The following is a 26,555-nucleotide window of genomic DNA, read 5'->3' as shown; positions in this document are numbered from 1 at the left end:
AGACGATCGGACCGCACCCGTATGAGCCGAAATGCAATGGACGACGGCAACTGTCGATTTTGTTAGTTGGCGAGGAATGGCGGCGCAGTTGGCAGAGGTGAGAAAATCAGTGACTGCCTTTGCAAAGACCGATCGAGTGAAGTCGCTCTCCGGCCAGACATGCCTTGTCGGGCCTGCGGTCGGGCCGGCAGACTATCCGGAAGAGCCATCACTCTGCCTTCCGTTCTTCTGCTGCCGCAGGTTGGAGATCGTGCAGATGGGCGACAGCCCGCTGCGGGTGTGCCGCGGCAGCAGGCGGAGCCAGGAGTCGGCCGCGGCTCGAGTTCGGGAACTTCGCGCGCTTGCTCTTGTCTTTTCCCCGACAGGAAAGATCGCGCTTCACGCGATGAGTGGCCCCTGTCCAATGCGTCTTATGTCGATATCGTCATAAGACGCATTATGCCGCAAGTCGGATTAATGCGCTGCACGCAGGCGAAGCTTCACCCTTGACGAGGTCGGTGGGCATACGGCAGGCCCTTTGCCGTTTCGTTTCCTTCTTTTTTCTCCCTCATCTTCACCTTCATCGCATCGTTCCAGTCCTCGGCCGGCGGAGTGAGACGAAACCAATCGCAGACTGCCTCTTCCGCGATTGCTCGGATTCGACCGGCGAAGGTCTCACCCTGCGCGTTGGCGTCTGTCGCCGCTACGAGCTGCGCTCCTGGGCGGGTCGCCAGGAGCCGCAGCGCGGCCCCCGTCGTGGGCGACCATCCGCCGCCGGTGCTGAGATAGAGGCTCCCCTGTCGCAGACCTTCGAAGGCCGCGAGACTCATGGCGTCGATCGCGGCTTCCGTGACGCAAAGGCGAAGCCCATCAGGTGCACCGAACCGAAACAGCATCTTCGCACCCCCGGTCGAGAAGCCGCGCCATTCGGGCCCGCGCTCCTCCCAGCCAGTGACTACGCCATTTGCATCGACATGGGCGGCCCACATGCTGCCGTTGGGTCCTTCGCGCAGTCGGTCCTGCCTCACCGCCGCCTGCAGCATGGCTTCCGGAAGGAAGCGTTCGTCACGGAGGTAGCGCCAGGTGGCCGAGCCGGGCCAAGGTTTGCGCCGGTTTTGCCAACGATCGGCGATCGAGACGTCACGCTCCCTTTGCCGCTGCACCCTCGTCCAGGCCGGCTCGGTAGCCGCAATGCCGACCAGCTCGGCGGCTCGCGCGAGCGCTTCGCCGAAGGCCACGCCTTCAAGCAGCTGGATCAGCGAAAACACATCGCCCTTTGCATCCGACAAAGGATCGAACCAACCCTTGCCAGCATGAATGACGATGATGATCGCGTCGCCACGCCTATACTTCACAGCGCGGCGCGTACTCTCCTTCACGTCGACGGCAAAACCCGCTCTCTCCAGGATGGCGGCGCAGCTTACGCGCTCCTTCAAATGTTCAACCTCTTTTGTCTCCATTCGCTTTTCCGGACACCTTCGCGTCCGGCCCTTCAGTTACTTCCTTCTCCGCAGGATAGCGGGACCATACCCGCCAGCCACGAAGAGCGGAGCCGCAAGGGCGCGGACTGACAACTGATGAAACAATGAGTGCCACCGTCCGCAGCGCAGAGGCGACAGCTCGCAAGCTGCAGGCCAGTGAGTTAGGCCGGAACCTGCCAGACGATCTGGCGGGTTTTGAGATCGATGCCGGTGAACGTGCCGTAGGCGGCTGGTGGCAGGGAACGCCGAGCGGCGACATGAAGCCGTTCTGCAGCGCGCCATAGGGCGTGCCTTTCTGCTGCGACAGGCCGTCGTGAGCTGCCGACCCGCCGTAGTTGTCGGTCTCCTCGCGCGGCATCAACTGCGCGAACTGCGGGCATGCGGATGTCGTTGACGATCAGCAGGCCGTGTACCTCGTCGATCGCTGCGCTGCCCCAGTTCATGCCGCCATAGTAGCCCGGGAAGATGAGCGAGCGCGTCAGGCCGGGAGGCGTGAACTCGCCCTCGTAGCGCATCTTCTTGAACTCTATGCGGCAGTAGAGCTGGTCATAGGGCGTGGCGCCCCACATCCGGGCCTCGGTGAAGGGCTCCGTGCCGATGCTCGGCATGCCCACCGAATAGGGTTGCGTCGGCGACAGGAAGTCCTCCGGCACGCCGCCGGTCTGCGGCACCGGACGTTCCTCGACCTCGGCGATCGGCTTGCCGTCGCGACGGTCGAGCATGAATATTGACCGCGTTTGGTGAGCTGGATCAGCCCTGGCACAGTGCCGCCCTTGCCGTCCGGCACGTCGTAGAGCGCCGGCTGGGCAGGAACGTCGTAGTCCCAGATGTCGTGGTGGACGGTCTGGAACTTCCAGCGCTCGCGGCCGGTCGCGATGTCGAGGGCGACGACCGAAGCGGTGTAGTCCTCAGCGGCCTTAGAACGTTGCGCGCCGAAGAAGTCCGGGGTGGCGTTGCCGGTCGGCAGGTACACGAGGCCGAGCGCTTCGTCATAGGCCGGCGTCGTTCAGACGTTCGGCGTGCCGCGCGTGTAGCTCTCGCCTTCCGGCGGCAGCTTGGTGATCGCCGGGTTGCCGAGATCCCAGGCCCAGACCAGCTCGCCGGTGCGAGCCGAGAAGGCGCGCACGGCGCCCGACGGCTTGTCGGTCTCGACATTGTCCCACACCCAGCCGCCGACCATGATCAGTTCGCGCATGACCGTGGGGGCAGAAGTCTGGAATTAGCCGTCCTTGACTTCACCCATGCCTGTCTTGAGATCGACGATGCCACCATTGCCGAAGTCATGGCACAGTTCGCCGGTCTTGGCGTCGAGTTCGATGAGCCGGGCGTCGACGGTGGTCATGACGATGCGGGCTGCGCAGGCGTTGGAAGCGGAGCGGCGGCCGTAGGTGCTGCAGGGGCGGCGGTGCCGTCAGCTGGGACGGCAGCCTGCGGATGTGGCGGCGCGCAGCCGACCGCAAGCTCGAGGATCGCGGGCTGTCGCATGCCACCGCCGTGCCGCTGGTTGCGCTGTCACGGCTGGGCGACAACATCCGTCAGGGTGCGATTGCCGACTATCTCGCCCTCGAGGGCCCGTCCCTTGTCCGCATCGCCGACATTCCGGCGAGTGAGGGGCTTATCGTACGTATCGCCGATCCAGCAGACCGGCGCGCCAAGCTCTTGTCGCTGACCGATGCGGGTCGCGCCCGTGTGGTCGAGATCGAGGCGATCCTCGAACGGCTTCGCTGCGATCTGCTCTCGGAAGAGGACGAGCGCGACATGGAGGGTGCTGCCGCCCTGCTGATCCGGCTCGGGGCGAGGCTTCTGGCCAACGAGCCGCAGGCTTAGGTGGCGATTGCGACGGCGATTTTCGCTGTCTTTTCGAAACGTGTGGCGCCGCGCCGAAACTGTTTGGGCTATGTTCTGCCGCCAAGCCATTCCCGTGCGATCGCGGCATCCTCTGGCGTCAGCTCATGCCCTGCTTCGATGCCGCGCCGTTCGAGCGCGGCACCAGATGCGTCGAGCCAGTTCGTCAAGAGGGCCGAATTGGCGCTGAACGGATCGCGCGTGCCGGTGATCACCAGCACTTCGGCCCCGCGCAGATCGACAGTGGGAGCAGCCTCCAGCACCATCGTCGGCCGCAACAGAATCGCCCGGCGCACGCGGCCAGGCTGCAGGCCCATGACTGCGGCGGCGAAATTGGCGCCGTTGGACAAACCCAGAAAGGTCATCCTGGCAAGATCGAGCCCATAGGCTGAAACGGCACCTTCCACGAACGCCGCGAATGCCTCGGCTTCGGAGCGTATGTCGGCTTGGTCGAAGCTGGTGGCGGAATAGCGGCGAAACCACCGCGCGTTTCCCTCTTCGTGGGCGCGGCCGCGCACACCGAGCAAGGTCGCGCCGGGTGCGATGCGATGCGCCAGCGGCATCAGGTCGGCCTCTGTGCCACCGCTGCCATGCAGGAGGACGATTGTGCCGCCGTCTGGGTCCTGCGGCGTGAAGAAGCGGTGCACGAATGGCAGATCGCGCCGTGGCATACGCGGCTCCCCCGGCATGGCGAACTGGGGCAGCATGACCCGCAGGTCATCGGCCCGGTCCCGATCGCCCGGCGGCACCATCAGCGTGGTTCCCAGTCGATCAGGCGCTTCATCCACCGCAAAGCCGGGGCCGTCCGTCGCCACTTCCAGCAAGGTGCCCGCCGGCTCGCGCACATAGAGCGAGGTGAAATAGCGCCGGTCATGGACATTGGTGGGCGACGAATTGAGCTGTGAAAGCTGCATCTCCAGCGCCCGAATGGCTGACGTGTCCGCGGCACGGAACGCGACGTGGTCAGCCGTGCCGGTGCCGGGAATGCCCGGCACGTAACCGGATCCGTCACGGATGTCGACGGCATCGGTATCGGACAGCATGCGCGTGGTGCTGCCCTCGACACGCCCGTGCCGATAGCCGAACCGTTCGATGAAGGCGGCGGTTTCTTCCGAAGCTTCCGACAGGATCGTCACCGACCGCAAGCGCCTGGGCGCGATACCGCTGTCAGCCGATGGCTGTGCGGCCGGCAGGTCGGACGCGACCAGCTTGACGATGAAGCCGTCCGGATCCTTCAATCGGAGGACGGTTTCGTCGAATTCGTGGACAGGCCCCTGCAGTGCAATGCCGTGCTTCAGCGCGCGGGTCATCCATTCGCCAAGGCTTGACGGGGGAACCGCAAAAGCGATTTCGAACACCTGTCCATGGCCGACCCGTCCCGGCGAGCCGTCTTCCCACACAAGGAAGGTGACCAGCGAACCGGGCGAACCGAGGCCGTCGCCATAGAAGAGGTGAAGCTGCTCGGCATCCTCGTAGCCGCCCGTGCGCTTGACCAGCCTCAAGCCGAGAAAGCCGACGTAGAAATCGACATTCGCCTGCACATCGCCGGTGATCAAGGTGACATGGTGAATGCCGCTCAGGTGCTGAGTGCCCATGTCCGTCCTTTCCTGACTATCTGCTTGCTTGTGCATGAGCCTGCCACCTGTCGGCGTCGCATTCGGCTCGCTGGTCGTCAATCGCCGGAAGGAATTGCATCCGGGAAAGGAATGAACTCGGCATCGTCCCCCGGCGGCAGGCGGAACCGGCCGTGCTCGAAGTCGCCGTTGATCCAGGCCTCCTTCGCGGCATCGAGCTTTTCCTTCGAGGACGCCACGAAGTTCCACGAGATGTAGCGCGGTCCGTTCAGTGTCTCGCCGCCCAGCAGCATCAGGCGCGCGCCTCGCGCGCCGGCGGTGATAGTGATCGCATCGCCGGGACGGAAGACCATCATCTGTCCGGACTCGAACTCCTGCCCCGCGATCACCAAGGAACCCTCAGTAACATAGAGCCCACGGTCTTCATGGTTGTCCGGCAAGGGCAGCTTGGCCCCGGCCTGCAGAACGGCATCGGCATAGAACATCTCAGAAAAGGTCTTCACCGGGGCACGCTGTCCCCAGGCATTGCCAACGATCAGACGCACCTGCTTGCCCTCGCCGCTGAGTTCTGGCAGGGCCTTTTGGTCCTGATGCTCAAAGCTTGCTGACATATCCTCGTAGGCCTCTGGCAATGCCACCCAGGTCTGGATGCCGAACAGCGAATGTCGCGTGGCGCGGGTTTGCGGGCTGGTGCGCTCTGAATGGGTCACGCCATTACCGGCGACCATCCAGTTCACCTCGCCCGGATAGATCATCTGATTGGTGCCGAGGCTGTCGCGATGTTGAAACTCGCCCTGGTAGAGGTAGGTCACGGTCGCGAGCCCGACATGCGGATGCGGGCGGACGTCGATGCCGCCTTCGTTGATGAACTCGGCCGGCCCCATCTGGTCGAAGAAGATGAACGGTCCGACCATCTGCCGCCTCGGGGCCGGAAGCGCACGGCGCACTTCGAATCCGCCAAGATCACGCGCACGCGGCACGATCAGCGTTTCGATATCGTCGATGTTGCCGGCTCCTGGGCATTTCGGTTCGATATCGGGCATCCAACTCATGGTGCTACTCTCAGCTGATCGGGGGCACCGTGACCGGCTCCGTAGAAGAGAACCGGTCACGCATTTTCTTCCTATAGCGCTGATTGGCGGGGGTCAAACATCTGCTCACGCCGTGAGAGTCACCTCAGCGGCACGAAAACTTGACATGGCATTGTCACATTGATTTTCGGTCAGCTGGTCCGCAGAAGTTACGCGGCATGAGTAGCCATTACGTTGCCCCTAAGTCCTTGCCACTCCTCAACCTTGCTGTACTAGCTCGACCTTGAATGTCGACTGGACCTTAAATATTTCCCCCCACACGAGCCGCCATACGCTGGTAGAAGGGAGCAAGGCTCGGGAACAAGTCGACAAGCGTAGTGATCGCTTCGCTCGGACACGGGTCGCCAGTGTCGAATGCGGCAAGCACGCGCGAATGCAGCGCCATGTTGGCTGCGCTAGCTTCCGGCATGACGGTGAACACCGTCGTCGCAACCGTCTTGCCCTTTACCTTCAGGCGATCGAGCTCGAAAACGGGAAAATGTGGGGCGACCAGCTTTGCCGTTTCCTCTCCGATCACCAGCGGCACGCCGACCTCCTTCGAGGCGCTTTCCAAACGCGAGGCCAGATTAACTGAATCGCCGAGCGCCGAATAGTCGAAACGCTGCGTCGAGCCCATGTTGCCGACGACACAGGCGCCGGTGTTGATGCCGATGCCAATGCCGAGCTTGAGTGGCAATGTTCCAGCTTGCGCGGCTTCTTCGACGAATTCCGCGTTCAGCCTGTCGACCGCAGCAAGCATATCAAGCCCGGCCCGCACAGCGTGGATGGCGTGGTCGGGGTCGTCGAGTGGCGCGTTCCAGAAAGCCATGATGCAGTCGCCAATATATTTGTCGATGGTGCCACCGCTCGCCAGCACGATATCGGAAAGCGGCGTCAGCAGCCGATTGATTAGGTGTGTCAGCTCTTGCGGGTTGTCCTTCATCCCTTCGGCAATGGTGGTGAAGCCACGTATGTCGCAAAACAGAATGGTGAGGGTGCGTACCTCCCCACCTAGCCGCAACAGCGAGGGATCACGCGCCAGGCGCTGCACCAGCGGTGGCGAGAGATATTGCGAGAAGGCGCGCGTGATGCCACGCCGCAACCGCCGCTCTGACGCGAAATCCAGCGCGCTCTGCGAACTGGCGACAAGCAGGAACGCCAGCGATGGCGCGAATGGCGGCACGAAGACGCGACAATAACGGAGGGTTACGAAACTGCCTGCTGCAATCGCCGCCAGCGCCGGGATCCCGCCAACCACAGTGCGCCAGCCGGTACGGCGACGCACGGCCATCCCGGCCAAACCTGCACCCACGGCGATCGAAAGCAGCGCCACAGGAAGCGAAGCCCGCTCGATATAGAGCCTGGCGCCAAGATTGTCGAAGACGGTCGCCTGGATCTCGACACCCGAAACCAGCCGGCCGGTACGGATGGTGAAGGGCGTGGCGTGCACATCTGCGCCGGCCTCAGCAATTGTCGGCGCGTTCTGTAGACTAAGGCCCACGATCACTACCCGGTCGCGGAAGAAGTCGTGGGGTAGAAACGCTTCCGGGTCGAGCGCTTGATAGTAGGAGACAGTCTGGTAAGTGCGTGAGGTACCAAAACTCTGCAGAAGCGCATCGTCCGGCACATCGGCCGGTCGCCCGGCAGCGCGCAACAGCTCGGCTGCAAAGCCGTCTTCATAGCCAGGTAACCGGCGAAGAATTCCATCGCCGTCGAAGGCAATCGAAGCGATACCGGTTCGGGCGCCGGCGCCGGTGAAGAGTGCCAAAGGCTCGACCCGGATATGCTGCAAGGCCTGTGGCGTGTCGATGAGGGTCTGGTCGCCGGCCAAGACTACATCGCTGCCGAGGCTGCGCGTCAATGCCTCATCCGCTTCGGGGGTGGCGCCAGGCTCGGCAAAGATTATGTCCAGCGCAATCGCTTTGGCCCCAGCCTTGCGCAGCGCCTCAATGAGCTGCGCATGGAGGCTTCGCGGCCACGGCCATTGCCGACCGATCTCGGCCATCGATGGCTCATCGATCGCCACCACCACGGGCCCGTCGGCCGGACGCTGTGGAACGCTCACGGTGGAGAAATAGTCAAAGGCCCGGGCCTCGAGCAGCTTCCATGGGGTCAGAAGCGACAGGACAGCAGCGAAAAGACTGGAGAGCAGCACAACGGTTAACACGCCATTTCGTCGCCTCGCCGCGGCAGAGTCGGCGAAGCCTCTCCACCAAGGCCGGATCTGAAACATCAGAAACGAACCTTGAGGGACCCGACGAAGCTGCGGCCCCAGCCGGGCGTGTAAGATCCGACCTCGAAGTCCTCATCGAACAGGTTATAGGCGGCGAGTTCGAGCTCGAACCGCTTGTCGAACGGTTCCCAGGTGGCAAATGCATCCGCTGTCCAGTAGGGCGATAGCTGCGTGCCGGTAACATCGCCAGCTCGCTTTCCGACATAGGTACCTGCCAGCGTAACCTTCAAGTTCGCAGGGCTGACCCAAGTCCCGCCGACGCGGGCGGCCGCTTCCGGCACATAGGGAAGCGGCTCGCCGTAGTAGCCGCTACTTGGATCCTCGTTCTTTGAATCCGCGCAAGTGAAGGTCGCAAATGCGGCAAACCCGCCGCCAATCCAATAGTTTGCCGTGGCGGCTAAGCGATCGATGCGGCCTTCGGTGAGGTCGATCGTATCGATCCCGCCCGGGATCGGAACGGAAAGATTGTGGACGGACTGGTGCTGGTAGTCCAGGCTGGTGAACAGGCGGTCGCTCCACTCCGCATCCCACCGGGTAGCGAAAGTGCTGGTATAGCCGCCAAGCGCCAGAGGGACCTGGTTCGACTGAATGCCTACCACGCCAACCGGCGCCAGCGTTGCTGTGTCTACGGCCGAAGTTTCCTGGAGATAGGCGGCGCGCAGCCAATGGCCCTCAGCAGGGGCCCAGGCCGCGCCGATGCGGGGCGCAAGTCGGCCCTGCGAAAACGACGCTCCATAGGAGTCGCTCTGCAAAATTGTGCCGAACAGACCCGCCTCGGCCTTCAGTGTCGGCGTTACGTCATAGATAGCGTCGACATAGGCCTTGCCTACATTGAGATCGAGATCGGACTTCAGGTCAGTGATGTCTGTTGGCAGCGGAAAAGTGAGAAAATTTATGGTTGAGTATTCAGACTGCGTCTGATCGACGACACCGCCTTCGACGCCATACCGCCACGTGACATCACCAGTGCCGTAGATGTGGTTAATCGCTCCGATGTAGGATTGCTGTTTCGTCGAGGCTTCGATCGTGCGTTGTCCTAACACATTCGTGCCTGTGACGTCGAAAAGGACGATCCCTTGCTCGTTGCTTGTCCCGTCGTAGCCGGAAGCAAAGATCGCAGTATTCAAAACGTTGCGGTAGCCAAAGGTATGACTCCAGCCGACGCCGTAGTTGGCGACTTCGTTCTCGACCGCCCTGTTATATCCGATGCCCAGAATCGCCAGTCCCGGGTACACCTCCTGAGGGGGAACCGGGACAATAAGACTATTCAGGAATTCAGGCTTTTCCCGAGCCGCGCTGACATAGGCGACCAAGCGGTCATTTGGAGTCGGGCGCGCGGTGATATAGCCCGTGCCGCTGAACGCGCTGTCCCGAAGATCAAAACTGACATTCGTCACGGGCGAACCCGGAGTGGCTTCCTCTCGGTGCTGGTCCGATCGACTCACATTAAGATTGCCGTAGATGCTCCATGGAACCGGGTTTGCGGCATAGCCTTGCACTTCTGCTTCCGTTGTCCAGCCACCGTCCCTGCCGGTGCTTATAAAGCCTCCACCGAGCGAACCCTCGATGAACGGACGGCGCACCAGATTGGCGCTGCGCGAGCGGCCCGAAATCATCGCCGGGTTAAGCATCAGGCCTTGGAAGAAGGTCGAAAAGGCGGAATCGTCCATGCTCGGCTCGGGTGTCGTGCCGCCGAAGTCGAGCTGGTTGACGAAGGGGTTGGGCGCGCCCGCGACCGTCTGGTCGACATAGCCTGCGGCCGAAAACGGATCGAACACTGCCTCGCCGTAATAGCGACCCCGGGCGTCCATGCCCTGCAGGCGATAGGCGTCGTTGAGGGTCGAGCCCTCGTCGTGATTGGCGCTCAGCGCCGCAAAGTCGCCGCCGCGCGCTCGCGTTCGCTTGAGCATCTCCTGCGCGCTCCGGATCGCGGTGTCGGAATCATAGCCGTCGATGGCCACGGCGGTCTTGAAGGAGGCAGACACCGGGTTGTTCGGGTCAAGTCTGTTGGCATTGTCCAGCGCCTGGGCCGCAGGCTCCCGGTCTCCGCTTTCGTAATGCGCGGCACTGAGCAGCAGCAAGCCTTGGGAGTCGGCAGGACTGGCGGTCGTGCCCGCCATAAGGTCCTCGCGCGCCTTCTCCAACTCGCCGGTCTGCATGTGATAGCGGCCGCGCGCCAGAAGCGCGATATCGAAGGTCGGATCGACTTTCAGCGCGGTCTCGATCTCCTTGCGGGCCTCCTCGACGCGGTCCTGGTCGAGATATAGATAGGCCAGGTTGATATGCGAAACCGGGTCCTGCGGATCGAGTTCGATGGCGCGCAACAGCGCGGTCTCCGCCTCGCTGGACGCGCCGCGTGCATTCTGCACCAGCCCCAGCGAGTTCCAGAGCGTAGTGCTTCCGGGAGCAAGCTCGGTCGCGCGCGTCAGGTCGGCATGGGCGCCTTCGAGGTCGCCCTTGATAGCGGCGCGGTAGTTGGCGCGCGCCTCTAGCGCCATCGGCTCATCCGGATCGAGTGTCAGCGCGCGCTCGACCGCCTCCTCCACCTTCTGGCGGTCGTCCAGAAGCGTGGCGAACTGCGCCCGCGCCGCCGGCAGGGTCGGATCATCGGGATAGCGCCGTTCGGCCTTTTCGAGAACAGCAATGGCTGCCTTGATGTCGACCAGGAAGCCGGCGGTCATTGCCTCGGCGACCGCCGCATAGGGGCCGTCTCCCGTCTTAGGCGGCGTTTCCGTGCGCGTCGGATCGGCCAGCGCTCGCGAATAATATCCGCCATAAGCGGCCACGGCGCGCCGGCGTTTGTCGAGGGCGGGTGCGGCCCGCTTGAACAGCCGCGACGCCTCGTCGTAGCGTTTCTCGGCCCCCGCAATCATGGCATCGATGAGATCGAGCCGCGCAGCCTGGGCGCGCGTCAGCCTGAAGCCGCGCGCCTGCCGCGACGCTTCCAGCGCACCCTGCCGACCGTCATAGCTGAGGCTCACTTCGGCAAGCGTCACCCAATCCTCGGCCGAGCGCGTCGCCGGCGCCTTGGCGCTGATCTGGCCACGCGCTTTGCGCATGTCGGGGCTCGACAGCGGCGAGGCCGGCAACGCGTTGAACGAGCCGCGCAGCGACATGAAGAACTGCATTTGCTCGCGGTCGGACGGATTGACGATGATAACCTTCGTCGGTGCCGAGCCGATGGTAGCGACCGCGGTCTCCCCCTGCACCGCAGTAACCGTGCCGAAGTCGTTCGAAAGTTCGACCTTGCCTTCAAGCACGATCAGCGAAGTGCGGCCATTGCCGTCGACAGTCAGCGTCCAATCCGTGCCGCGAATGGCAGCCGCGGCGGCCGGCGTATCGACGGTCAGCCCCGTGCCGCCACGCTCGGCGCGCGCCCAGATGGTTCCGCTTTCCAGCGCGAATTCGGCATCCTGCCCCGGCGCGGCATTCTTCACCAGCAAGGTGGTGTTGCGGCCAAGGCGCATCTGCGTGCGGTCGGCAAACAGCACGGCGAGATTGCCATTGGCATTGGTGCGCAGGTAGTCGCCGGCCACCACGTCCTGTTGCAGGTCGACGAAGCGCCAGTCGGACACTTCTACGAAGCGGACTTCCTCGCCAACCTTGTGTGCAATCACTGACCCTGCTGCAGGCTGTGCGCGCGGCATAGGATCGGCGGCAGCAATCTGCCCACCGAGCGCCGCTGACATCATCAGCGAGACCGCGAAATAGCCACGCAGAGAAGTGATTGTAATGTCCCCTCGATTTTCGAGAGGGCGTTATGTGCGGAACTTTACTATTCTGTCAATATTCATATTGAACGTTGCTGTGAACGCACAAATCAGTTCTTGCATAGGCAAATCCAATTGAAGGTGGGGATGGGAAATGGACGACGTCGGGAACTTTGACACCGGCAACATGGAACTTGACACGACGTCACCGAGTTGCGGAAAGGAGTATTTTGACCATCTTAAGAAAGTAAATGATGTTTTTTATGATCAAATAAAGATCGCAGATCAAAAGGCTGCTTACATATTTACATTTATGATTGCATTCATCATTACATCGACAGATGGACGCGCCGCTTTCCAATGGCAGCGTTATATTGATGCCGATTTTCCTCTTGTGATCTTCTCTGCTTGCATGGCGCTGGCCGCCACCTTCTCGCTGATCGCTGCCATCATCGTCGTCCTGCCTCGCCGCGTCGGCGGCTCGACGTCGCTGTTCTGGGGTGGTTGGGATGCGAACCGCGCCACGCTGCTTGCCGCCAGTGAGCGCAACGATGTGGATTTCCTGTTTCGCGAATATTTGGGCAATGTCGATAATCTGTCGCTGATTGCCAAAGCCAAGTATCGTTTCGTGAGCCTGGCGTTTCGTGGCTTGATCGCCATGGTGCTGGCCTATGTGTTGCTGCTGACAGCCGCCGTGCGGGCTTGAAGACTGCGAGTCTGGTCCCAAGCGTTCAGATGATGAGCCCAGGCTTCATGACATTCTTGACGGCAACAAGCATTCCATTTGCGTGCTGTCGCCTTTCAGATAAGCCTGCAGACGCTCTGCCCAATGCAACCACGTTTTCACCCTGCCTCAGTCTCTGACGACCAAGCGCAGGCGGGGCTTGCGTTCCACGACATCTGGATGCACCGGGCATCAAGTCGGGCGCTATTCCTGATCGATCCAGTTTGGCCGCGCTTCGTAGGCCTCGGATTCCTCACGCTTGCCGACGGCAACCACCGGCACTGTGATGGTGCCATCGTTGACCGGATAGACCAGCCGGTAACCGGCCTACCGCACCTTGATCTTTAGTAATCTGGCAGATCGCTGGCGCTATGACGAGAACATTTAGCTTCAAGCCAGCCACTGTGAGTCCCGTTACCGGCACCACCATTGGCCTGGAAGTCTCTGAAATCGACGATGCACGAATTCGGGAAGTGTTGCAGACGCCCGGTTCGGCCAGCTGCGAATGATCGTCAGAAGCGAGTTCACCAGCAACGCGATCCTCAGCTGGGCCGATCAGGTCCGAGTCGAGTGGCACTAAATCGGGCCGGGCAAGCCGACTGACAACAGCTTCATCGATAGTCCGCCCAAAAATGTCCGACTGCTGCTTCGGAAAATCGCATGACAAAACCTTCTTGCCAGACGATTTGTCCTATAGTTGCCTGCCGGGGCAACGTGTTGCCAAAATACAGCTGGAGGTCGCTGCATCTGTAGGCTATGCGAGCCCTGCCCAATTCAGCCGGGACTTCAAAAGACATTTCAGACGCACGGCGTCTGAAGAAACGAAATGGATTAGACATCACTTAGGCGAGGTGGCCTGAACATCGTGTCAGGATCGTCCGCCATGAGCCGCTTGGGTGCCAAAGGGCTCCGCAGACGATGGCATTCGGTGAACTCCGCCTCGGTGCGCCTGCATCGGGCAGCGATTGGGATCGGGCAATGAGGCTGCGCGCCAGAGGCGATCGCACCTCCTACCAGGGCCGCGCTGTTAGAACTGAAGACTAGGCCGGCACACCGGACCGACGAAAGTCGGGGCGCCGCCATGGCCAGTCGCACAGTCACAGAATGCCCCCAAAAGGGCTGGATCCTAAGGTTTTAAGGTTCATCCACTTCAAGCACAAAAGCACCTGGAGGAACTGAGTTTGCGACAAGGCCGGCGATATCCGCGGGCAGGGCTTTCGAATCAGGCAGAAAGAGCCCTGCTCCTGCCAACGCCTTTCGCAAATCGACCTCCTTGCCAAGATAATCCAGCGCAACCTTGGAGGCCCCCGGCTTTCGACCGCGACGGGTCGGACCGCCGGTCTGGACGCCCATCAACCGAAAAAGGCGATGTTGGTGGCTGGGATAAAGCGTCATCTGTGTAATCGAAGTGAAATTCAGGCTCTCATATTCAACGATATGAATGCGGTCTGCCAGATAAAGAACCGTGCCAGTGTATTTGCTAAATCCGATAGTCTTTTCGGTATCTTTATGTCGGTTAATTTCGATATTCTTCCAGTAGTACTGATCGTCAATCCGTTTGATGGCGGCGAGCGATTTGGTGATCATCCCTTTGTTCCCAAAGGAGTAAAAATATCGGTAGTAGAAACCGACATACTTCTCGAGCGATTGGCTCCGCCGGTAAAGCGCCTCGACGTACATCAAGGGCCGGCGAATCTGTGGGACGGGATCGGGCCTGCGGCGTAGGGCAACGATCTGTTCCAGTTGTGCCGGTTCCATCAGCATCTCGGCTTCCGTCACACCGAAGAAATCACACATTCTGCGCATGTTGCGCCGTGATGGGCGCGTATGGCCGCTGAGGTACTTGTTGAATTGCTGTCGGTTCATCCCAAGCCGTCGGCAGGCATCCGCAATGGAGGCGTGGTAGCTACACAGAAGTGCGAGGTTGCGAGGAAAATCATCGTCCATGGTGATATCGCCATACGAAGCAAGATTCGCGTCAAGTCGCGAATGGCAACTCTGTAGCGCAAAATGCCCAGCTGTGCTCAATTTTCAAGAAAAGAGAACCAACGGGAACAGACCGATGACACAGCCAACGCTCTCCAGACGTGGATTTCTGGCCTCAGGCACGGCATTGACTGCCCTGGCGATGGGAGGCTTTCTTCCCCCTATCGCCCGGGCCCAGCCAGAGAAGGTCCTGCGCCTGCGCATGGACGGCGACATCAAGATCCTCGATCCTGGCTATATGATCGGTGGCATAGAGATTGAAGCGCAGAAGCAGTGCCTACCCTTCCTTGCGCAATACAAGCGAGACGGCGATACAATCGGCTGGGAACCCACCTACTATGTCTCCAAGCTTGAACAGCGCGATCCAACACATATCGATTTCGAACTCGTCGAGGGACTGAACTGGTCCGGTGGTCATGGTCCGCTGAAGGCCTCCGACGTGAAGTTTTCCTATGAGCGGATGAAGAAGTCCGAGTGGGCTGGATACTTCGAGGTGCTCGACCATGTTGAGGTCACAGGCGAGCGCACCGGCACAATTGTTCTGACCAAGCCCTTCGCACCGTTCTTCCTTGTCACGCTCTGCCATGGGCCGGGCGCTATCCTGTGCGAAAGGGCCGTAACCGAGGCGGGCGGACGGTTCACCACGCAGTTTCCGGCCGTGTGCGGCCCGTATCTTTTTAGCAATGCTCCGGGCCAAGCAGCAACGTTCTTGCCCAACCCGGACTGGAGCGGACCAAAACCCGAGTTCGACCGTGTTCAGGCAAAGATCATCACGCAGGTCAAGGCAACCGAACTGGCCTACGAGGCGGGTGAACTCGATTGCACGCAGATCGATTCGGACGCTGTGGCGCGCTATCGGGCTGGCCCGCCGCCCGGCAGTGAACTGACCAAGGCCGGGGAACTCAATTTCATGTGGTTGGGGATGAACTCCGAGCATCCAAAGCTGCATGATATCCGGGTGCGCCGCGCGATCCAGCACGCGGTGGATGTCGATTCGATCATCGCAGCAGCCTATTCGAACGTGGCCACCAAATCCTGCGGCATCATCTGCCCCGGCCTGATCGGACATCGCACCGAGACCAAGTTCTACACCTACGATCCGGCCAAAGCACGGGAGCTCCTGGCAGAAGCCGGAGTGAACGGTCTCAAGCTCAGCCTGCGGACGCTAAATACGCAGCAGCCGATGCTGGTCGCACAGATCGTGCAGGCGAACCTTGGAGCCGTGGGCATCACTCTGGAAGTCATCCCGCTCGACGCCGGCCCGTTCTGGGAGATGGGGATGGAATCGGCCGGGGATACCTGGAAGGATCTTGAGCTCTGGACCATGCGCTTCGGCAGCGTTCCAGACCCCTATGAGGCTTCGCAGTGGTTCGTCTCCTCGCAGGTCGGAAACTGGAATTGGGAGCGCTGGACCAACCCCGAATATGATTCCCTCGTCGAACAGGGTATCGCCGAAAGCAATCCGGAGAAGCGGAACGACATCTACCTGCGTCTTCAGGAGATCATGGAGGAGACTGGCGCCTATGTCTGGCTCTGCCACGAGCCACGTTATTACGTCCACCGCTCGGATATTAGCGTCAATGTCTCCCCCTCCGGCCAGCAGGACTACCGACTGTTCACCGTGATCTGATCCTTGCTCCAGCCCCGCCATGCCTGCAGTCGCAAGGGCGGGGCACTTCAACATCCCACTGGCCAAACATGTCTGGTTATATTCTGAAACGGTTGGCACTTGCAGCAGCCGTCATCTTGACCGTACTGGTCATTCTGTTCTCGCTCCTGCGGCTGGTTCCGGGCAACCCGGTCACAATTGCACTGGGACCGCAGGCGACACCCGCTGCGATCGCGCACTATTCCGCCAAGATGAACCTCGACCAGCCGGTCTGGGTTCAGTTCGCCACCTATGCCCGCAATGTCGTGACAGGCGATTTGGGAGAAGACATCTTCACCGGTCGCAAGGTTGCAATCATCGTCGGCGAGCAGATCGGTTACAGCCTGATGTTGATGGTCGCTGCGATGGGATGGGCGATCGTCCTGGGCATCCCCCTTGGCTGTCTGGCAGCAGTGCGGCCGAATACATGGCTTGACAGGATCACCGGGGTCCTTTCGGTCGGAACAATTGCCATCCCCTCTTTCCTGATGGCGATCTGGGCGCTTCTGATCCTGTCGGTACAACTGCGGTGGCTGCCCGCCATGGGCGCGGGCGAAGCGGGAGATTACGGGGACCAGGCGCTCCACCTGATCCTTCCCGCCTTCGCAGTTGGCCTGGGCTGGGTCGGCTACCTGGCTCGCATGGTCCGCGCCTCGATGCTCGAAGTGCTGGGGGAGCCGTTCATCCGTTCGGCCCGCGCCTTCGGACTTACTCCCCAGCGGGTGATCTTCAGCTATGCCCTGCCTGTCGCGATCCTACCCACCATCACGCTGATCGGCATGGGCTTTGGCGGACTGATCTCCTCCGCTGTCTTTGCCGAGGTCATCTTTGCTCGCCCAGGCGTTGGCAAGCTCATCTATGATTCCGTACAGGCACGAAATTTCCCCATCGTCCAGGGCGCCGTAGTGGTCACCACAGCGCTCTACATCCTCGTCGTGCTTCTCTCCGACCTTCTCGTGAGCTGGATTGATCCCCGTGTCCGTCGCGTCCTCTGAGCCTACCCTTGAGATCCGCTCCAAGGCGCGCAGTGCACGCCACGCCCAGCTGCGCGTTTTCCTGACGAACTGGCAAGCCATGCTGGGCCTTGTGCTGGTCGTCATCTTCTTTGCTAGCGCCATCTTCGCCCCACAAATTGCCCCCTACGACCCGAACGCCATGGACATTCCCGCACGGCTGGCCGGGCCGAGTTGGCAGCACCTTGCGGGAACCGACCAGCTTGGGCGGGATACCCTTTCGCGCATTCTTCACGGCGGTCGCGTCGCACTGACGATAGCGGCGATCGGAGTGTCTCTGTCGCTGGCGATCGGGCTTGCCCTTGGTATGCTGGCAGCCTTCGGTCCTCGCCGGCTCGATTCGCTTTTGCTACTGATCTTCGATTCAGTGCGATCTTTTCCGACCATCATTCTGGGTCTGGCCACGGTCTCATTGACAGGACCGAGCCTGGGACTGGTCATGGTGATCGTCGTGATTACCTCGATCCCACAATATGCGCGGGTGACGCGCACTGCCGCACTGGTGCTACGTGGAACGGATTTCGTCCTCGCCGAACGCTCACTCGGCGCCTCGACCCTGCGCATTTTATGGCATCACATTCTGCCCAATGTCGTCGGGCCACTCCTAATTCTTGCCGCGATGGATGTTCCAGTCGTGGTTTCGCTCGAAGCCGGGCTGAGTTTTCTTGGGCTCGGCGTCACTCCTCCCACTGCGAGTTGGGGAACATTGCTGAATGAGGGCTACCTGGTCATCCGCAACTCATCATGGATGGTGATCATGGCCGGGATGCCCTTGGTGCTAACGACTATCGGCTTCACATTCCTAGCGGAGGGACTGCGCGACATTCTCGACCCGCGCATGAACAGGGGACGTTGAGGATGCAACATCTTCTGGACATCAAGAACCTGTCGGTCGACTTCCATACGCTTCAGGGCCGAATGAAGGCCCTGCGCAACGTGTCGTTCGGCATGAAGAAGGGCAGGATTCTGGGTATCGTCGGCGAAAGCGGCTCGGGCAAGAGCACGGTTCTGTGGTCGATCATGGGTCTTCTTGCTCCGAACGCCAAAGTCATCGGCGGGAGCATCCTTTTCCAAGATCAGGATCTGCTGACGCTCTCGGAGCAGGCACGGCGGCAATTGCGCGGCGAGGCAATCTCCGTCGTCTTTCAGGACCCGATGACCTCGCAGGCACCGCTTCTGAGTTATGGTCGCCAGATGGCCGATATTCTCTATCGTCGCCGCGAGATGTCGAGATGCGAAAAGCGCGGTGCGGCGGCAGAGATGCTGGGCAAGGTCGGCATCCCGGACCCCGCGTTCCGTCTCGACCAATATCCGCACGAGTTTTCGGGAGGCATGCGCCAGCGCGCGGGCATTGCCATGGCGCTACTCACCGGACCGAACCTGCTCTTAGCCGACGAACCGACGACCGCGCTTGACGTGACAATGGAGGCGCAGATCATCCACCTGCTGCGCGACCTGCAGGCCGAGACCGAAGCAACCGTCGCGGTCGTCTCTCACAACCTTGGACTGATCGCCGAGCTTTGCGACGACGTGGTGGTTATGTATGCGGGCGAGGTAGTCGAGACCGGCGCCGTGCGCCAGATATTCCACGCGCCCCGCCACCCCTATACGCAGGCGCTGCTGGAGTGCGACCCGGCGCGCATCGTCGAGCGACCGGCGCGCCTGCCCATCATCGCCGGCGAACTGCCTGATCTGACCTCGCCGCCAGCGGGCTGCATCTTTGCCGACCGATGCCCCTACACCTTGCCGCTCTGTCGGACGGAAAAGCCTCCGGTCGTCGTAGGTACGGATGGCGGGCTGGCACGTTGCCATATCCAGAGCGGCGCGGTTGCCGCGAGGGTCCCAGGAGCCGTCATGCCCGCAGCGTCCGGCCCCCTGGCGCGCGCCGCAAACGAGGCGCCGCTGCTCGAGACACGCGACCTCAACATACGTTTTCCGACGGAAGGCATGCTTCTTGCCAAACTACAGGGACGCCAGCCGAAGGGGCTCGACGCTGTGCTCGACGTCAGCCTGACGCTCCATCCCGGAGAAACACTTGGCGTGGTGGGAGAAAGCGGCTCGGGCAAGAGCACGCTTGGTCGTGCCATCCTGAATCTCGTTTCCGTCACCACCGGCAAGGTGCTCTTCGAGGGCAACGAGGTCCAGTCCCTGCCGGAACACAAGTTCAAGCCTCTGCGCCGCAATATGGCGATGATGTTTCAGGATCCGAACGGCTCGCTTTCACCGCGCAAGACCGTGCGTGCCCTGATCACCGAACCGCTTCAGATCCACGGCATCAAGGAGCGTGACCTCGACCGAGAAGCAGAACGGCTGGCAGACATGGTCCGTCTTCCCCGTCCGCTGCTTGCGCGCTTTCCCAATCAGCTCTCGGGCGGCCAGGCACGGCGCGTCGGGGTTGCCCGGGCGCTCGCGCTCAGCCCACGCCTCGTCATCGCGGACGAACCGACTGCCGGCCTTGACGTCTCGGTCCAGGGCGAGATCCTGAACCTGATGGCCGATCTCCAAGCTGAACACGGGCTGGCCTATCTCATCATTACTCACAACCTGCCGGTGATCCGCCATATCAGCGACCGGATTGCAATCATGTATCTGGGGCGCATAGTCGAGCAGGGTCCGGCGGAGGAGATATTCCGGCATCAACACCACCCCTATACCGCATCACTTGTGCAGGGCGTCCCGCAACCTGACCCGGATCGCAAGCGCGCGCACCGCGGCCTGAAGGGAGAGGTGCCGAGCCTGCTCGAGCGACCGCGCGGCTGTGATTTCGTTTCGCGCTGTCCCAATGCAAGGCCGCTCTGTCACGAAGCGAAGCCCCCGCATCGGGGCGTTGGCCCCCACCGAGTAATAGCCTGCCACTTCCCGCTTGCGTAAGCGGGCGCTGCGTCACACAAGGATCATAACGTGAGCTACGGAATCTATATCGGGCGGGCGCATACCGCTGATGGCCTTTCTTACCTCGCTGGCTATGGTGACGAGCCCTCGAGCCACTGGCTTGAAATCGTGCCACGCCGTACCCATCCCAAAGGCGCGACGATCACCGTTGGCGTGACGCCCCAGGCCGTCATGCCGGGCCTTCTGTCCGAGATTCCGCAGGCGGCGGAGTGCGCCCGGCACATGCGGGTGAGCTACACCCACTACCTCGGCGTCCCCGCCCCCCTGACCAATGGCGGCCTCAACGAATACGGCGTGGCCGTCCGTGACATCTGGTCGGCCTCCCGCGCGGCGTTGATCGAGATGACCCCAACGGATCAAACCGGGCCCAATTATTCCGACCTGGCCAAGATCGTCCTTGAGCGTGCCCGCTCCGCCCGCGAGGCGGTGCAGATCGTCGCAACGCATATCGCCCGCTATGGCTATTCCACCTATGGCGGCAATTCGCATATCTTCGCCGACCCGGACGAGGCCTGGGTAATGATCGAGTTTGCAGGCGGTAAGGGCCTGTGGGTCGCCGAGCGCCTAGACGAAACCAGCATCCGCGCGTCGCGCCCCGGCTATGTCGGGGTCATCCCAGCCGAGCCGGACGACACGTTCCTCTTTCCTCCGCACTTCATCACGACGGCCATCAATCTGGGTTGGTATGATCCGGCCAAGGGTCCATTCGACGTGAACGCCGTCTACGGCGATGGAAAGGGGCGCTGGGAGGGCGTGCAGTGGATCGAAGCCGAAATGCGCCGCCGGGCTACGCGTCCCGAAAAGATCGGCTTCGAGGACGTCGTCTGGTCCATCGCCACTGAGAAGCTGACTGGCGACACCGCAGGCTATGGCCAGGTCGTTCCGCTCGTGCGTCCGGCCCATGCCGAGATGCGCGTGATGTGGCACGCGCCGATCGGCGCCGTCACCGCGCCCCTCACGCCTATCTTCATGGGCATCGACCAGGTTCCGGCACCCTATGCCCAGCATCGCTACCTGACCGAAGGGGAAAGCGCCCGCTTCCTCGACCGTCGGAAGGAGCAAAAGTCGCCGCAGGTCGTCTGCCGCATTCCGCAAGGTATCGAAACCGCCGAGAGCGCAGTCTACCGGTTCAAGCAGCTCATGCATTTGGCGTTCCAGGCGCAAGACACTATCCTTCCCGAGGTGTTCGAGCACTGGCGCCTCGTCGAAGCGAAGATCCTCGCCGAGCTCCCGGCCGTCGTGCGCAGCGCGACGCTGCTCTTCGACGCCGGAGAGCCCGCGCTTGCCAGGTGCCTTCTGAACGACTTCAGCCACCGCTGGCTCACCGAAACCCTTTCCGATTGCGAGGCCCTGTCCCGCGCCGCATATGTCCGGTTGCGCGCCAAAGGGGCGCTGAATGTGACAGATCAGCCCTTGTCGCCACCGCAGCTTTGGTGAACCGGCATCTGGTTACTGAAGCGGCAAGCGTCCGTCGTGAGCAGTCACAGTGATATCTCGCTTCCAATCCGCTGCACCTCCTTGACAAGCAGGGTGAGGTCATCCCGTCGCGTGCGGTGGTTGCAGATCGCTGCGCGTAGGCAATGCCGACCCCGGATCGTCGTGTCGGACAACGCTGCGATGCCGGATTCTTGCAGGCGCAGCATGATCTCGACGTTGATCTGCTTCAGTTTGTCCTCGTCCTGCCCTTTGGCTGCGTAGCGGAAGCAAACGATGTTGATCTCTGGTTCGGTGACCAGTTCCAGGAGCGGATGCGATCGGACGAGACCCGCCAGGAAGGCGGCCTGAGCGACGTTCTGGTCGATCAATCGGCCGAACTTGGCGACGCCGTGTTCCATCAGCGCCATCCAGACCTTCAGCGCTCCGAAACCACGACTGGTTTGCAGTCCGAATTCGTACAGCCATTGGCCGGAAGCGATGCCGCGCGACATGCCCTGGAGATATTCGGGCGACACGGCGAAGGTAGCCCGGTGTTTCAAGTGGTCTCTGACGAGCGCGCAACCAACCTCGAATGGCGCGTGCAGCCATTTGTGCGGGTCGAGAGCGACCGAATCCGCGCGTTCTATGCCCTTCACGCGCCAGGCGTTTTTCGGCGCGATCGCCAATAGGGCTCCGATGCATCCATCCACATGAAACCAGAGGCCCTCCTCGGTGGCGATCTCGGCAAGTGCCGCGAGATCGTCGACCGCTCCCGAATTGACCGTACCGGCCGTGCCGATAATGCAAGCGGGCTGCAAGCTCCGCTCTCGGTCCTCGGCAATTGCGGTGCGGAGGGCCGCGATGTCGATGCGGTAACAGGAGTCCGTCGGAATTCTGCGCAGCGCCTTGTTGCCGAGACCCAGTGTCTCGACAGCCTTGCGATGGCAGGAATGGACCTGGTCGGATGCGTAGAAGCGCATGGGCTGGTCGAGCGCGGCAAGACCCTCTTCGCGCAGGTCAATTCCAGCCATGGCGTTTCTAGCGACCGTCAGGCCGATAAGATTCGCCGTCGAACCGCCGCTGACCAGCGTTCCGCTCGCCGAGACGGGGAAGCCGATCATATCACGCAGCCAGCCCACGACCTGCTGGTCGACGAGGGCGGCGGCATGGCTGCCACCCCCGAGGTTGGAGCCCTGGATCGCGGCAATAAAGTCGCCCAAGGCGCCGGTGAAGTTGCTGGAGCCCATGTACCAGGACCAGAACCGGGGATGGATGTTGCCCATCGGATAGGAAAGCACGCTTTTCCGCACCAACCTGTACACGTCCTCAATCGGTGTCGGCCCATCGGGAGGCGGGGCCCGGAACGTTGCTTCCACTTTCTCAGGCATAGGCTGCCATACGGGACGATCGCGTACGTTAGCGATGTGCTCCACCGCATCGTCCACGACCCGGTGTGCCAGTGCCGCAATAGAGCTCCAATCTGGAGGGTCGAGGCTTTCCATCCGGTCGAGCGATGTCGCGTCGCGGGCTGGCAATTCCAGAGGGTGAGCTTCCATCACTCTCTCCCGATCGGCTCGGCGGCGAGCTGGAAACCGGGCGTGGAGCGCGAGAGCTCCATTTCCTCGGCGTCCATGTCAGCCGGGATCGACTCGAAGAGCGGGGTCGACAGGTAACGCTCGCCGGTGTCAGGGAGCATACAAAGGATGACCGAGCCCGCCGGTGCACGTTCGGCGACCTGGCGCGCTACGGCAAAGCTGGCGCCCCCCGATACACCCGTGAAGATTCCCTCCTTCTGCGCGAGAGCCCTAGCCCATTCCATCGCCTTGGGTCCGGCAATCGCGATCAGCTCGTCATAGTAGTGTTGGTCGATCGCCTCCTGCAGGACATCTGGTATGAAGTCCGGTGTCCAGCCCTGGATCGGGTGGGGCTCGAAGTGGGGATGGCTCGCGGCCGGCGCGCCGTCGGCGCCCCGCTCCTGCAAATGGCCGCTGGCGATCAACTGAGCGTTGGCCGGCTCACTGAGTACGATCTTCGTTTCTGGTCGTTCCCGGCGGAGCACACGCGATACGCCCACGATGGTGCCGCCGGTGCCGTAACCGGTGACGAAGTAATCGAGGCGAGACCCCGCGAAGTCGTTGACGATTTCCCGACCGGTCGTCGCTTCATGAATTGCCGCGTTTGCTTTGGTCTCGAACTGGCGCGCGAGGAACCAGCCGTTCTTCTCGGCGAGTTCCACTGCCTTGCGGTACATGCCGAAGCCCTTTTCAGCGCGCGGTGTCAGCACGACTTTGGCGCCAAGCATGCGCATGAGCCTGCGCCGCTCTATAGAGAAGCTGTCGGCCATGATCACTACGAGCGGATAGCCCTTCTGCGCGCAGACCATCGCGAGCCCAATGCCGGTGTTGCCGCTGGTCGCCTCGACCACGGTCTGGCCCGGTTTTAGCGCACCGCTGCGTTCGGCTTCCTCGATTATGGCGACCGCCAACCTGTCCTTCACAGATGACGCCGGATTGAAGAATTCCGCCTTGACGTAGATATTGGCGTTTTCGACGCCGAGATTGTTGATGCGGATTGCCGGCGTGTCGCCGATCGTCTCCAGTACGCTGTCGAAAAGCCGTCCGCGGCCCTTCGTGGTTCTCAGTCCTGTTTCCGTGAGCATGTGATCCTCGCTGTGCATGGCGCCCGGTCCATGTCCTGTTTCGCCGGGCTAGAAGCTTCCGGATGTCAGTTGGTGTGGGGAATGCTAGAGTATCGACCAGCTGTCCGGCGTGGGAGCCGGCGTGGGAACGCGCATGGAAACTGACGTTTCCGACGTACCTGATTCAATGCAGGAACTTGCACTGCGCCTCCTCGGGCCGCTGCGGGTGTCGCGCGGAGGTGCCCCGTTGAAGCTTCCTGCGTCGCGCAAGTTCCGCGCCTTGTTGGCTTATCTGACTGTCGCAAGAGGAGCCGTCGCCCGCGAGAAGCTCTGCGACCTTCTTTGGGAGGGGCCGAGCGATCCGCGTGGCGAGTTGCGATGGTGCCTGAGCAGGTTGCGCTCCGTGCTGGACACGCATGGCCGCAGCCGGGTGATTGCCGTCGACGACCAAATCTCGCTCGATCTCGACGGATGCGACGTCGACGCGCTTCTTCTATTGGAGACGGCGCGGGGTGGTGTCGACGGGCTTGGCTTGCAGGAGCTGTTGACAATCGCGTCGCGATGCGACGGCGACTTCCTGGAGGGTATTGGCATCCGCAACTGTGCCGCTTTCGAGCACTGGCTTGGCGGCCGCAGATCCGAGTTTCGCTCTTACCAGTTGGATATCGCTGCGGAGATTGGGCGCAGAACGCCCGTGGGCAGCGTGGACGGCTTGCCGGCTGCGCGCCGGTGGATCGATCTTGCTGGGCTCGACACCGGCGCAAACATCCGTTTCCTCTCGGAACTTCTGCACAGGCGGATGGTGGACGAGTGCAATCGGCATCTCGATATGGCCGCCCGGCTCTTTGCGGATGAGGGGCTGGATTTCGCGCCGGTTCGCGATGCATGGGAGCAGCTCAGGCACGCTGCTGCCCAACCGACCCAGGTTGCAGTTTCGGAACGGGTTCGGGAACCTGCGCAGTCCATCCATCCAGCCGCGTCGCGCCGCGCCTCCGTCGCGATCATGCCCTTCCGCGAATTGGGTGCAGGACCTGAGATGCGACGCGATCTCGGCTCCGCCGTAGCACACGACATCATCAGCCGGTTGGCGCGGTTGCGCAGCCTTTTCGTCATCGCCCGCGGTTCCGTGTTTGCGGTGGCCGAGGAGCGACTGGGATCGCAGGACATCGGCCGCCGGCTTGGTGTCGACTACGTAGCGACCGGTTTCATGGAACAGCACGATCGCGGAGTCTGCGTCACCGTGGAAGTCGCTGAGGCGGCTACCGCGCGGATCATCTGGACCGCGCAGTTCGAGGCGCGCTCCGCCGAGCGTCTGGCCATTCTCGACGAGATCGGCGACGGCATCGTGTCCTCGATTGCCGCCGAAATCGAGAACGAGGAACGGAACCGGGCAATCCTGAAGCCGCCGGATTCGCTGGACGCCTGGGAAGCCTACCATCGCGGCCTTTGGCACATGTATCGCTTCACCCCTGATGAGAACGCGCGCGCGGCCGAGTTCTTCCACCTGTCGACGCGCCTAGATCCTACCTTTTCGCGCGCCCATGCAGGCCTGTCCTTCACCCACTGGCAAAGGGCCTTCCAGCGCTGGAGCGATCGCGACGCCGAGACTCGGAACGCGTTGAAGGCCGCCGGGCAAAGCCTGCTTATCGACGATCAGAACCCCGCGGCGCATTGGTCCATGGGGCGCGCGCTCTGGCTCTCCGGAGACCACGACGAGGCGGTGCGCGAGTTGGAGCAGTCCGTCCATCTCAGCCCAAACTTCGCCCTCGGTCACTATGCGCTGTCCTTCGTCCACTCGCAGTCCGGCGATCCGGCGGCGGCAATTGCTTCGTCGGATCATTCGCGGTTGCTCAGCCCATGCGACCCTCTGCTCTTTGGTATGCTCGGCACCCGGGCGTTGGCGCTGGTCAGCCTCGGCGCCTTCGAAGAGGCTGCGCAGTGGGGTGTGAAGGCGGCAGCCCGCCCGAACGCCCATGTCCACATTGTGGCCATAGCCGCCCTTTGCCTTGCCCTCGCGGGGCGCATCGCAGAAGCCCGGAACTATGTGACCCGGATCCGTCGCCAGAATCCGGGCTACCGAATAGACAACTTCCTCGATACTTTCCGGTTCGCTCCCGACATCACCGCGCGTTACCGCAACGCGGCAGCCTTGATCGGGCTGACCTGAGCGATCGGGCGGGATGGATAGACTGCTTGCTTTCCGACCCTCGTTCAGCGACCGCGTCGATGACATCGATTGGCAGACCTCACAGCCCAGCGTCGTCGCGAGCAACAGTTCCAGAAGCGAAGTGTTCGCGTCATGTCAACGAAAGACGCAGAGACGTAGCCAAGACACCTGCCTGGGAA

At 62.0% G+C, this 26,555-nt stretch carries 19 protein-coding genes and 2 pseudogenes; 9 read left to right on the top strand and 12 right to left on the bottom strand.

Going from position 1 to position 26,555, the window contains the following annotated elements; all coding sequences use genetic code 11:
• Positions 1-479 precede the first annotated feature (479 nt).
• The 5 genes and pseudogenes from C7I85_RS03940 to C7I85_RS32005 form a co-directional block, all read right to left on the bottom strand.
• Positions 480-1,439 carry a DUF3991 and toprim domain-containing protein gene (locus C7I85_RS03940; RefSeq protein WP_106722655.1) on the bottom strand — a complete coding sequence of 320 codons (960 nt, stop codon included), beginning with the start codon at positions 1,437-1,439 and terminating at the stop codon, positions 480-482.
• Between the two features lie 182 nt (positions 1,440-1,621).
• Positions 1,622-2,182, bottom strand: coding sequence for a hypothetical protein (locus C7I85_RS31575; RefSeq protein WP_245444833.1), 561 nt, complete (start codon positions 2,180-2,182; stop codon positions 1,622-1,624).
• Positions 2,183-2,313: 131 nt separating this feature from the next.
• Positions 2,314-2,433: pseudogene (locus tag C7I85_RS31570) on the bottom strand (hypothetical protein); the annotation flags it as partial.
• A gap of 33 nt (positions 2,434-2,466) precedes the next feature.
• A complete protein-coding gene (locus C7I85_RS31565) occupies positions 2,467-2,655 on the bottom strand; it encodes a hypothetical protein (protein ID WP_245444790.1) in 189 nt (62 codons plus the stop codon).
• 24 nt (positions 2,656-2,679) lie between these two features.
• Positions 2,680-2,802, bottom strand: a complete 123-nt coding sequence (locus C7I85_RS32005) for a hypothetical protein (RefSeq protein WP_280954345.1) — start codon at positions 2,800-2,802, stop codon at positions 2,680-2,682.
• Between the two features lie 92 nt (positions 2,803-2,894).
• Between C7I85_RS32005 and C7I85_RS03930 the strand changes: the two genes are divergently transcribed.
• A complete protein-coding gene (locus C7I85_RS03930; protein WP_106723060.1) occupies positions 2,895-3,287 on the top strand; it encodes a MarR family winged helix-turn-helix transcriptional regulator in 393 nt (130 codons plus the stop codon).
• Between the two features lie 68 nt (positions 3,288-3,355).
• Here the strand turns inward: C7I85_RS03930 and C7I85_RS03925 are convergent, their stop codons facing one another.
• The 4 genes from C7I85_RS03925 to C7I85_RS03910 form a co-directional block, all read right to left on the bottom strand.
• Positions 3,356-4,900 carry a VOC family protein gene (locus C7I85_RS03925; RefSeq protein WP_106722654.1) on the bottom strand — a complete coding sequence of 515 codons (1,545 nt, stop codon included), beginning with the start codon at positions 4,898-4,900 and terminating at the stop codon, positions 3,356-3,358.
• Between the two features lie 77 nt (positions 4,901-4,977).
• Positions 4,978-5,931, bottom strand: coding sequence for a pirin family protein (locus tag C7I85_RS03920; protein WP_181257077.1), 954 nt, complete (start codon positions 5,929-5,931; stop codon positions 4,978-4,980).
• Between the two features lie 280 nt (positions 5,932-6,211).
• The gene (locus C7I85_RS03915) at positions 6,212-8,182 is read right to left on the bottom strand and encodes a CHASE2 domain-containing protein (RefSeq protein WP_106722652.1); all 1,971 of its coding nucleotides are present in this window, start codon (positions 8,180-8,182) and stop codon (positions 6,212-6,214) included.
• Entirely contained in the window at positions 8,182-11,874 is a 3,693-nt protein-coding gene (locus tag C7I85_RS03910; RefSeq protein WP_106722651.1) for a tetratricopeptide repeat protein, read from the bottom strand. The genes C7I85_RS03915 and C7I85_RS03910 overlap by 1 nt, the downstream gene beginning before the upstream one ends.
• Positions 11,875-12,046: 172 nt before the next feature.
• Between C7I85_RS03910 and C7I85_RS03905 the strand changes: the two genes are divergently transcribed.
• The gene (locus C7I85_RS03905; RefSeq protein WP_245444788.1) at positions 12,047-12,598 is read left to right on the top strand and encodes a Pycsar system effector family protein; all 552 of its coding nucleotides are present in this window, start codon (positions 12,047-12,049) and stop codon (positions 12,596-12,598) included.
• Positions 12,599-13,350: 752 nt separating this feature from the next.
• A pseudogene (locus C7I85_RS31560) lies at positions 13,351-13,476 on the top strand (AraC family transcriptional regulator); the annotation flags it as partial.
• 274 nt (positions 13,477-13,750) lie between these two features.
• On the opposite strand, the gene C7I85_RS03890 reads toward C7I85_RS31560, so the two are convergent.
• The gene (locus C7I85_RS03890) at positions 13,751-14,563 is read right to left on the bottom strand and encodes a helix-turn-helix domain-containing protein (protein WP_106722650.1); all 813 of its coding nucleotides are present in this window, start codon (positions 14,561-14,563) and stop codon (positions 13,751-13,753) included.
• Positions 14,564-14,678: 115 nt separating this feature from the next.
• On the opposite strand from C7I85_RS03890, the gene C7I85_RS03885 reads away from it, so the two are divergent.
• The 5 genes from C7I85_RS03885 (at position 14,679) to C7I85_RS03865 (ending at position 21,592) form a co-directional block, all read left to right on the top strand.
• On the top strand, positions 14,679-16,232 hold the full coding sequence (locus tag C7I85_RS03885; RefSeq protein WP_181257076.1) for an ABC transporter substrate-binding protein: 1,554 nt from the start codon (positions 14,679-14,681) through the stop codon (positions 16,230-16,232).
• A gap of 68 nt (positions 16,233-16,300) precedes the next feature.
• Positions 16,301-17,245: an ABC transporter permease gene (locus tag C7I85_RS03880; protein ID WP_106722648.1), complete on the top strand. Its 945-nt coding sequence runs from the start codon at positions 16,301-16,303 to the stop codon at positions 17,243-17,245.
• On the top strand, positions 17,226-18,119 hold the full coding sequence (locus tag C7I85_RS03875; protein ID WP_280954344.1) for an ABC transporter permease: 894 nt from the start codon (positions 17,226-17,228) through the stop codon (positions 18,117-18,119). The genes C7I85_RS03880 and C7I85_RS03875 overlap by 20 nt, the downstream gene beginning before the upstream one ends.
• A gap of 2 nt (positions 18,120-18,121) precedes the next feature.
• Positions 18,122-20,134: an ABC transporter ATP-binding protein gene (locus tag C7I85_RS03870; RefSeq protein WP_181257075.1), complete on the top strand. Its 2,013-nt coding sequence runs from the start codon at positions 18,122-18,124 to the stop codon at positions 20,132-20,134.
• Between the two features lie 30 nt (positions 20,135-20,164).
• Positions 20,165-21,592 (top strand): C69 family dipeptidase, encoded by a 1,428-nt coding sequence (locus C7I85_RS03865; RefSeq protein WP_106722646.1) that lies wholly within the window; start codon positions 20,165-20,167, stop codon positions 21,590-21,592.
• Positions 21,593-21,636: 44 nt separating this feature from the next.
• Here the strand turns inward: C7I85_RS03865 and C7I85_RS03860 are convergent, their stop codons facing one another.
• Together C7I85_RS03860 and cysK are read right to left on the bottom strand one after the other, a co-directional pair.
• Entirely contained in the window at positions 21,637-23,127 is a 1,491-nt protein-coding gene (locus C7I85_RS03860) for a pyridoxal phosphate-dependent decarboxylase family protein (RefSeq protein ID WP_106722645.1), read from the bottom strand.
• Positions 23,127-24,230 (bottom strand): cysteine synthase A, encoded by a 1,104-nt coding sequence (gene cysK, locus C7I85_RS03855; protein ID WP_106723057.1) that lies wholly within the window; start codon positions 24,228-24,230, stop codon positions 23,127-23,129. Before cysK ends, C7I85_RS03860 begins: the two co-directional genes overlap by 1 nt.
• Positions 24,231-24,456: 226 nt before the next feature.
• On the opposite strand from cysK, the gene C7I85_RS03850 reads away from it, so the two are divergent.
• Positions 24,457-26,376 carry a transcriptional regulator gene (locus C7I85_RS03850; RefSeq protein WP_342587286.1) on the top strand — a complete coding sequence of 640 codons (1,920 nt, stop codon included), beginning with the start codon at positions 24,457-24,459 and terminating at the stop codon, positions 26,374-26,376.
• The last annotated feature ends 179 nt before the right edge of the window (positions 26,377-26,555 follow it).

The sequence above is a fragment of the Pseudaminobacter soli (ex Li et al. 2025) genome, from assembly GCF_003012705.1.
GTDB classification, from domain to species: Bacteria; Pseudomonadota; Alphaproteobacteria; order Rhizobiales; family Rhizobiaceae; genus Pseudaminobacter; species Pseudaminobacter soli.
This window is presented reverse-complemented; position numbering and strand designations above follow the sequence as displayed.

Bases quoted from the DNA above. Each gene is read 5' to 3' on its own strand.
- C7I85_RS03915 (WP_106722652.1), bottom strand. From the start codon at position 8,182: ATGTTTCAGATCCGGCCTTGGTGGAGAGGCTTCGCCGACTCTGCCGCG.
- C7I85_RS03880 (WP_106722648.1), top strand. From the start codon at position 16,301: ATGTCTGGTTATATTCTGAAACGGTTGGCACTTGCAGCAGCCGTCATC.
- C7I85_RS03930 (WP_106723060.1), top strand. From the start codon at position 2,895: ATGTGGCGGCGCGCAGCCGACCGCAAGCTCGAGGATCGCGGGCTGTCG.
- cysK (WP_106723057.1), bottom strand. From the start codon at position 24,230: ATGCTCACGGAAACAGGACTGAGAACCACGAAGGGCCGCGGACGGCTT.
- C7I85_RS03860 (WP_106722645.1), bottom strand. From the start codon at position 23,127: ATGGAAGCTCACCCTCTGGAATTGCCAGCCCGCGACGCGACATCGCTC.
- C7I85_RS03910 (WP_106722651.1), bottom strand. From the start codon at position 11,874: ATGATGTCAGCGGCGCTCGGTGGGCAGATTGCTGCCGCCGATCCTATG.
- C7I85_RS03885 (WP_181257076.1), top strand. From the start codon at position 14,679: ATGACACAGCCAACGCTCTCCAGACGTGGATTTCTGGCCTCAGGCACG.
- C7I85_RS03920 (WP_181257077.1), bottom strand. From the start codon at position 5,931: ATGAGTTGGATGCCCGATATCGAACCGAAATGCCCAGGAGCCGGCAAC.
- C7I85_RS32005 (WP_280954345.1), bottom strand. From the start codon at position 2,802: ATGACCACCGTCGACGCCCGGCTCATCGAACTCGACGCCAAGACCGGC.
- C7I85_RS31565 (WP_245444790.1), bottom strand. From the start codon at position 2,655: ATGCGCGAACTGATCATGGTCGGCGGCTGGGTGTGGGACAATGTCGAG.
- C7I85_RS03925 (WP_106722654.1), bottom strand. From the start codon at position 4,900: ATGGGCACTCAGCACCTGAGCGGCATTCACCATGTCACCTTGATCACC.
- C7I85_RS31575 (WP_245444833.1), bottom strand. From the start codon at position 2,182: ATGCTCGACCGTCGCGACGGCAAGCCGATCGCCGAGGTCGAGGAACGT.
- C7I85_RS03940 (WP_106722655.1), bottom strand. From the start codon at position 1,439: ATGGAGACAAAAGAGGTTGAACATTTGAAGGAGCGCGTAAGCTGCGCC.
- C7I85_RS03870 (WP_181257075.1), top strand. From the start codon at position 18,122: ATGCAACATCTTCTGGACATCAAGAACCTGTCGGTCGACTTCCATACG.
- C7I85_RS03905 (WP_245444788.1), top strand. From the start codon at position 12,047: ATGGACGACGTCGGGAACTTTGACACCGGCAACATGGAACTTGACACG.
- C7I85_RS03890 (WP_106722650.1), bottom strand. From the start codon at position 14,563: ATGGACGATGATTTTCCTCGCAACCTCGCACTTCTGTGTAGCTACCAC.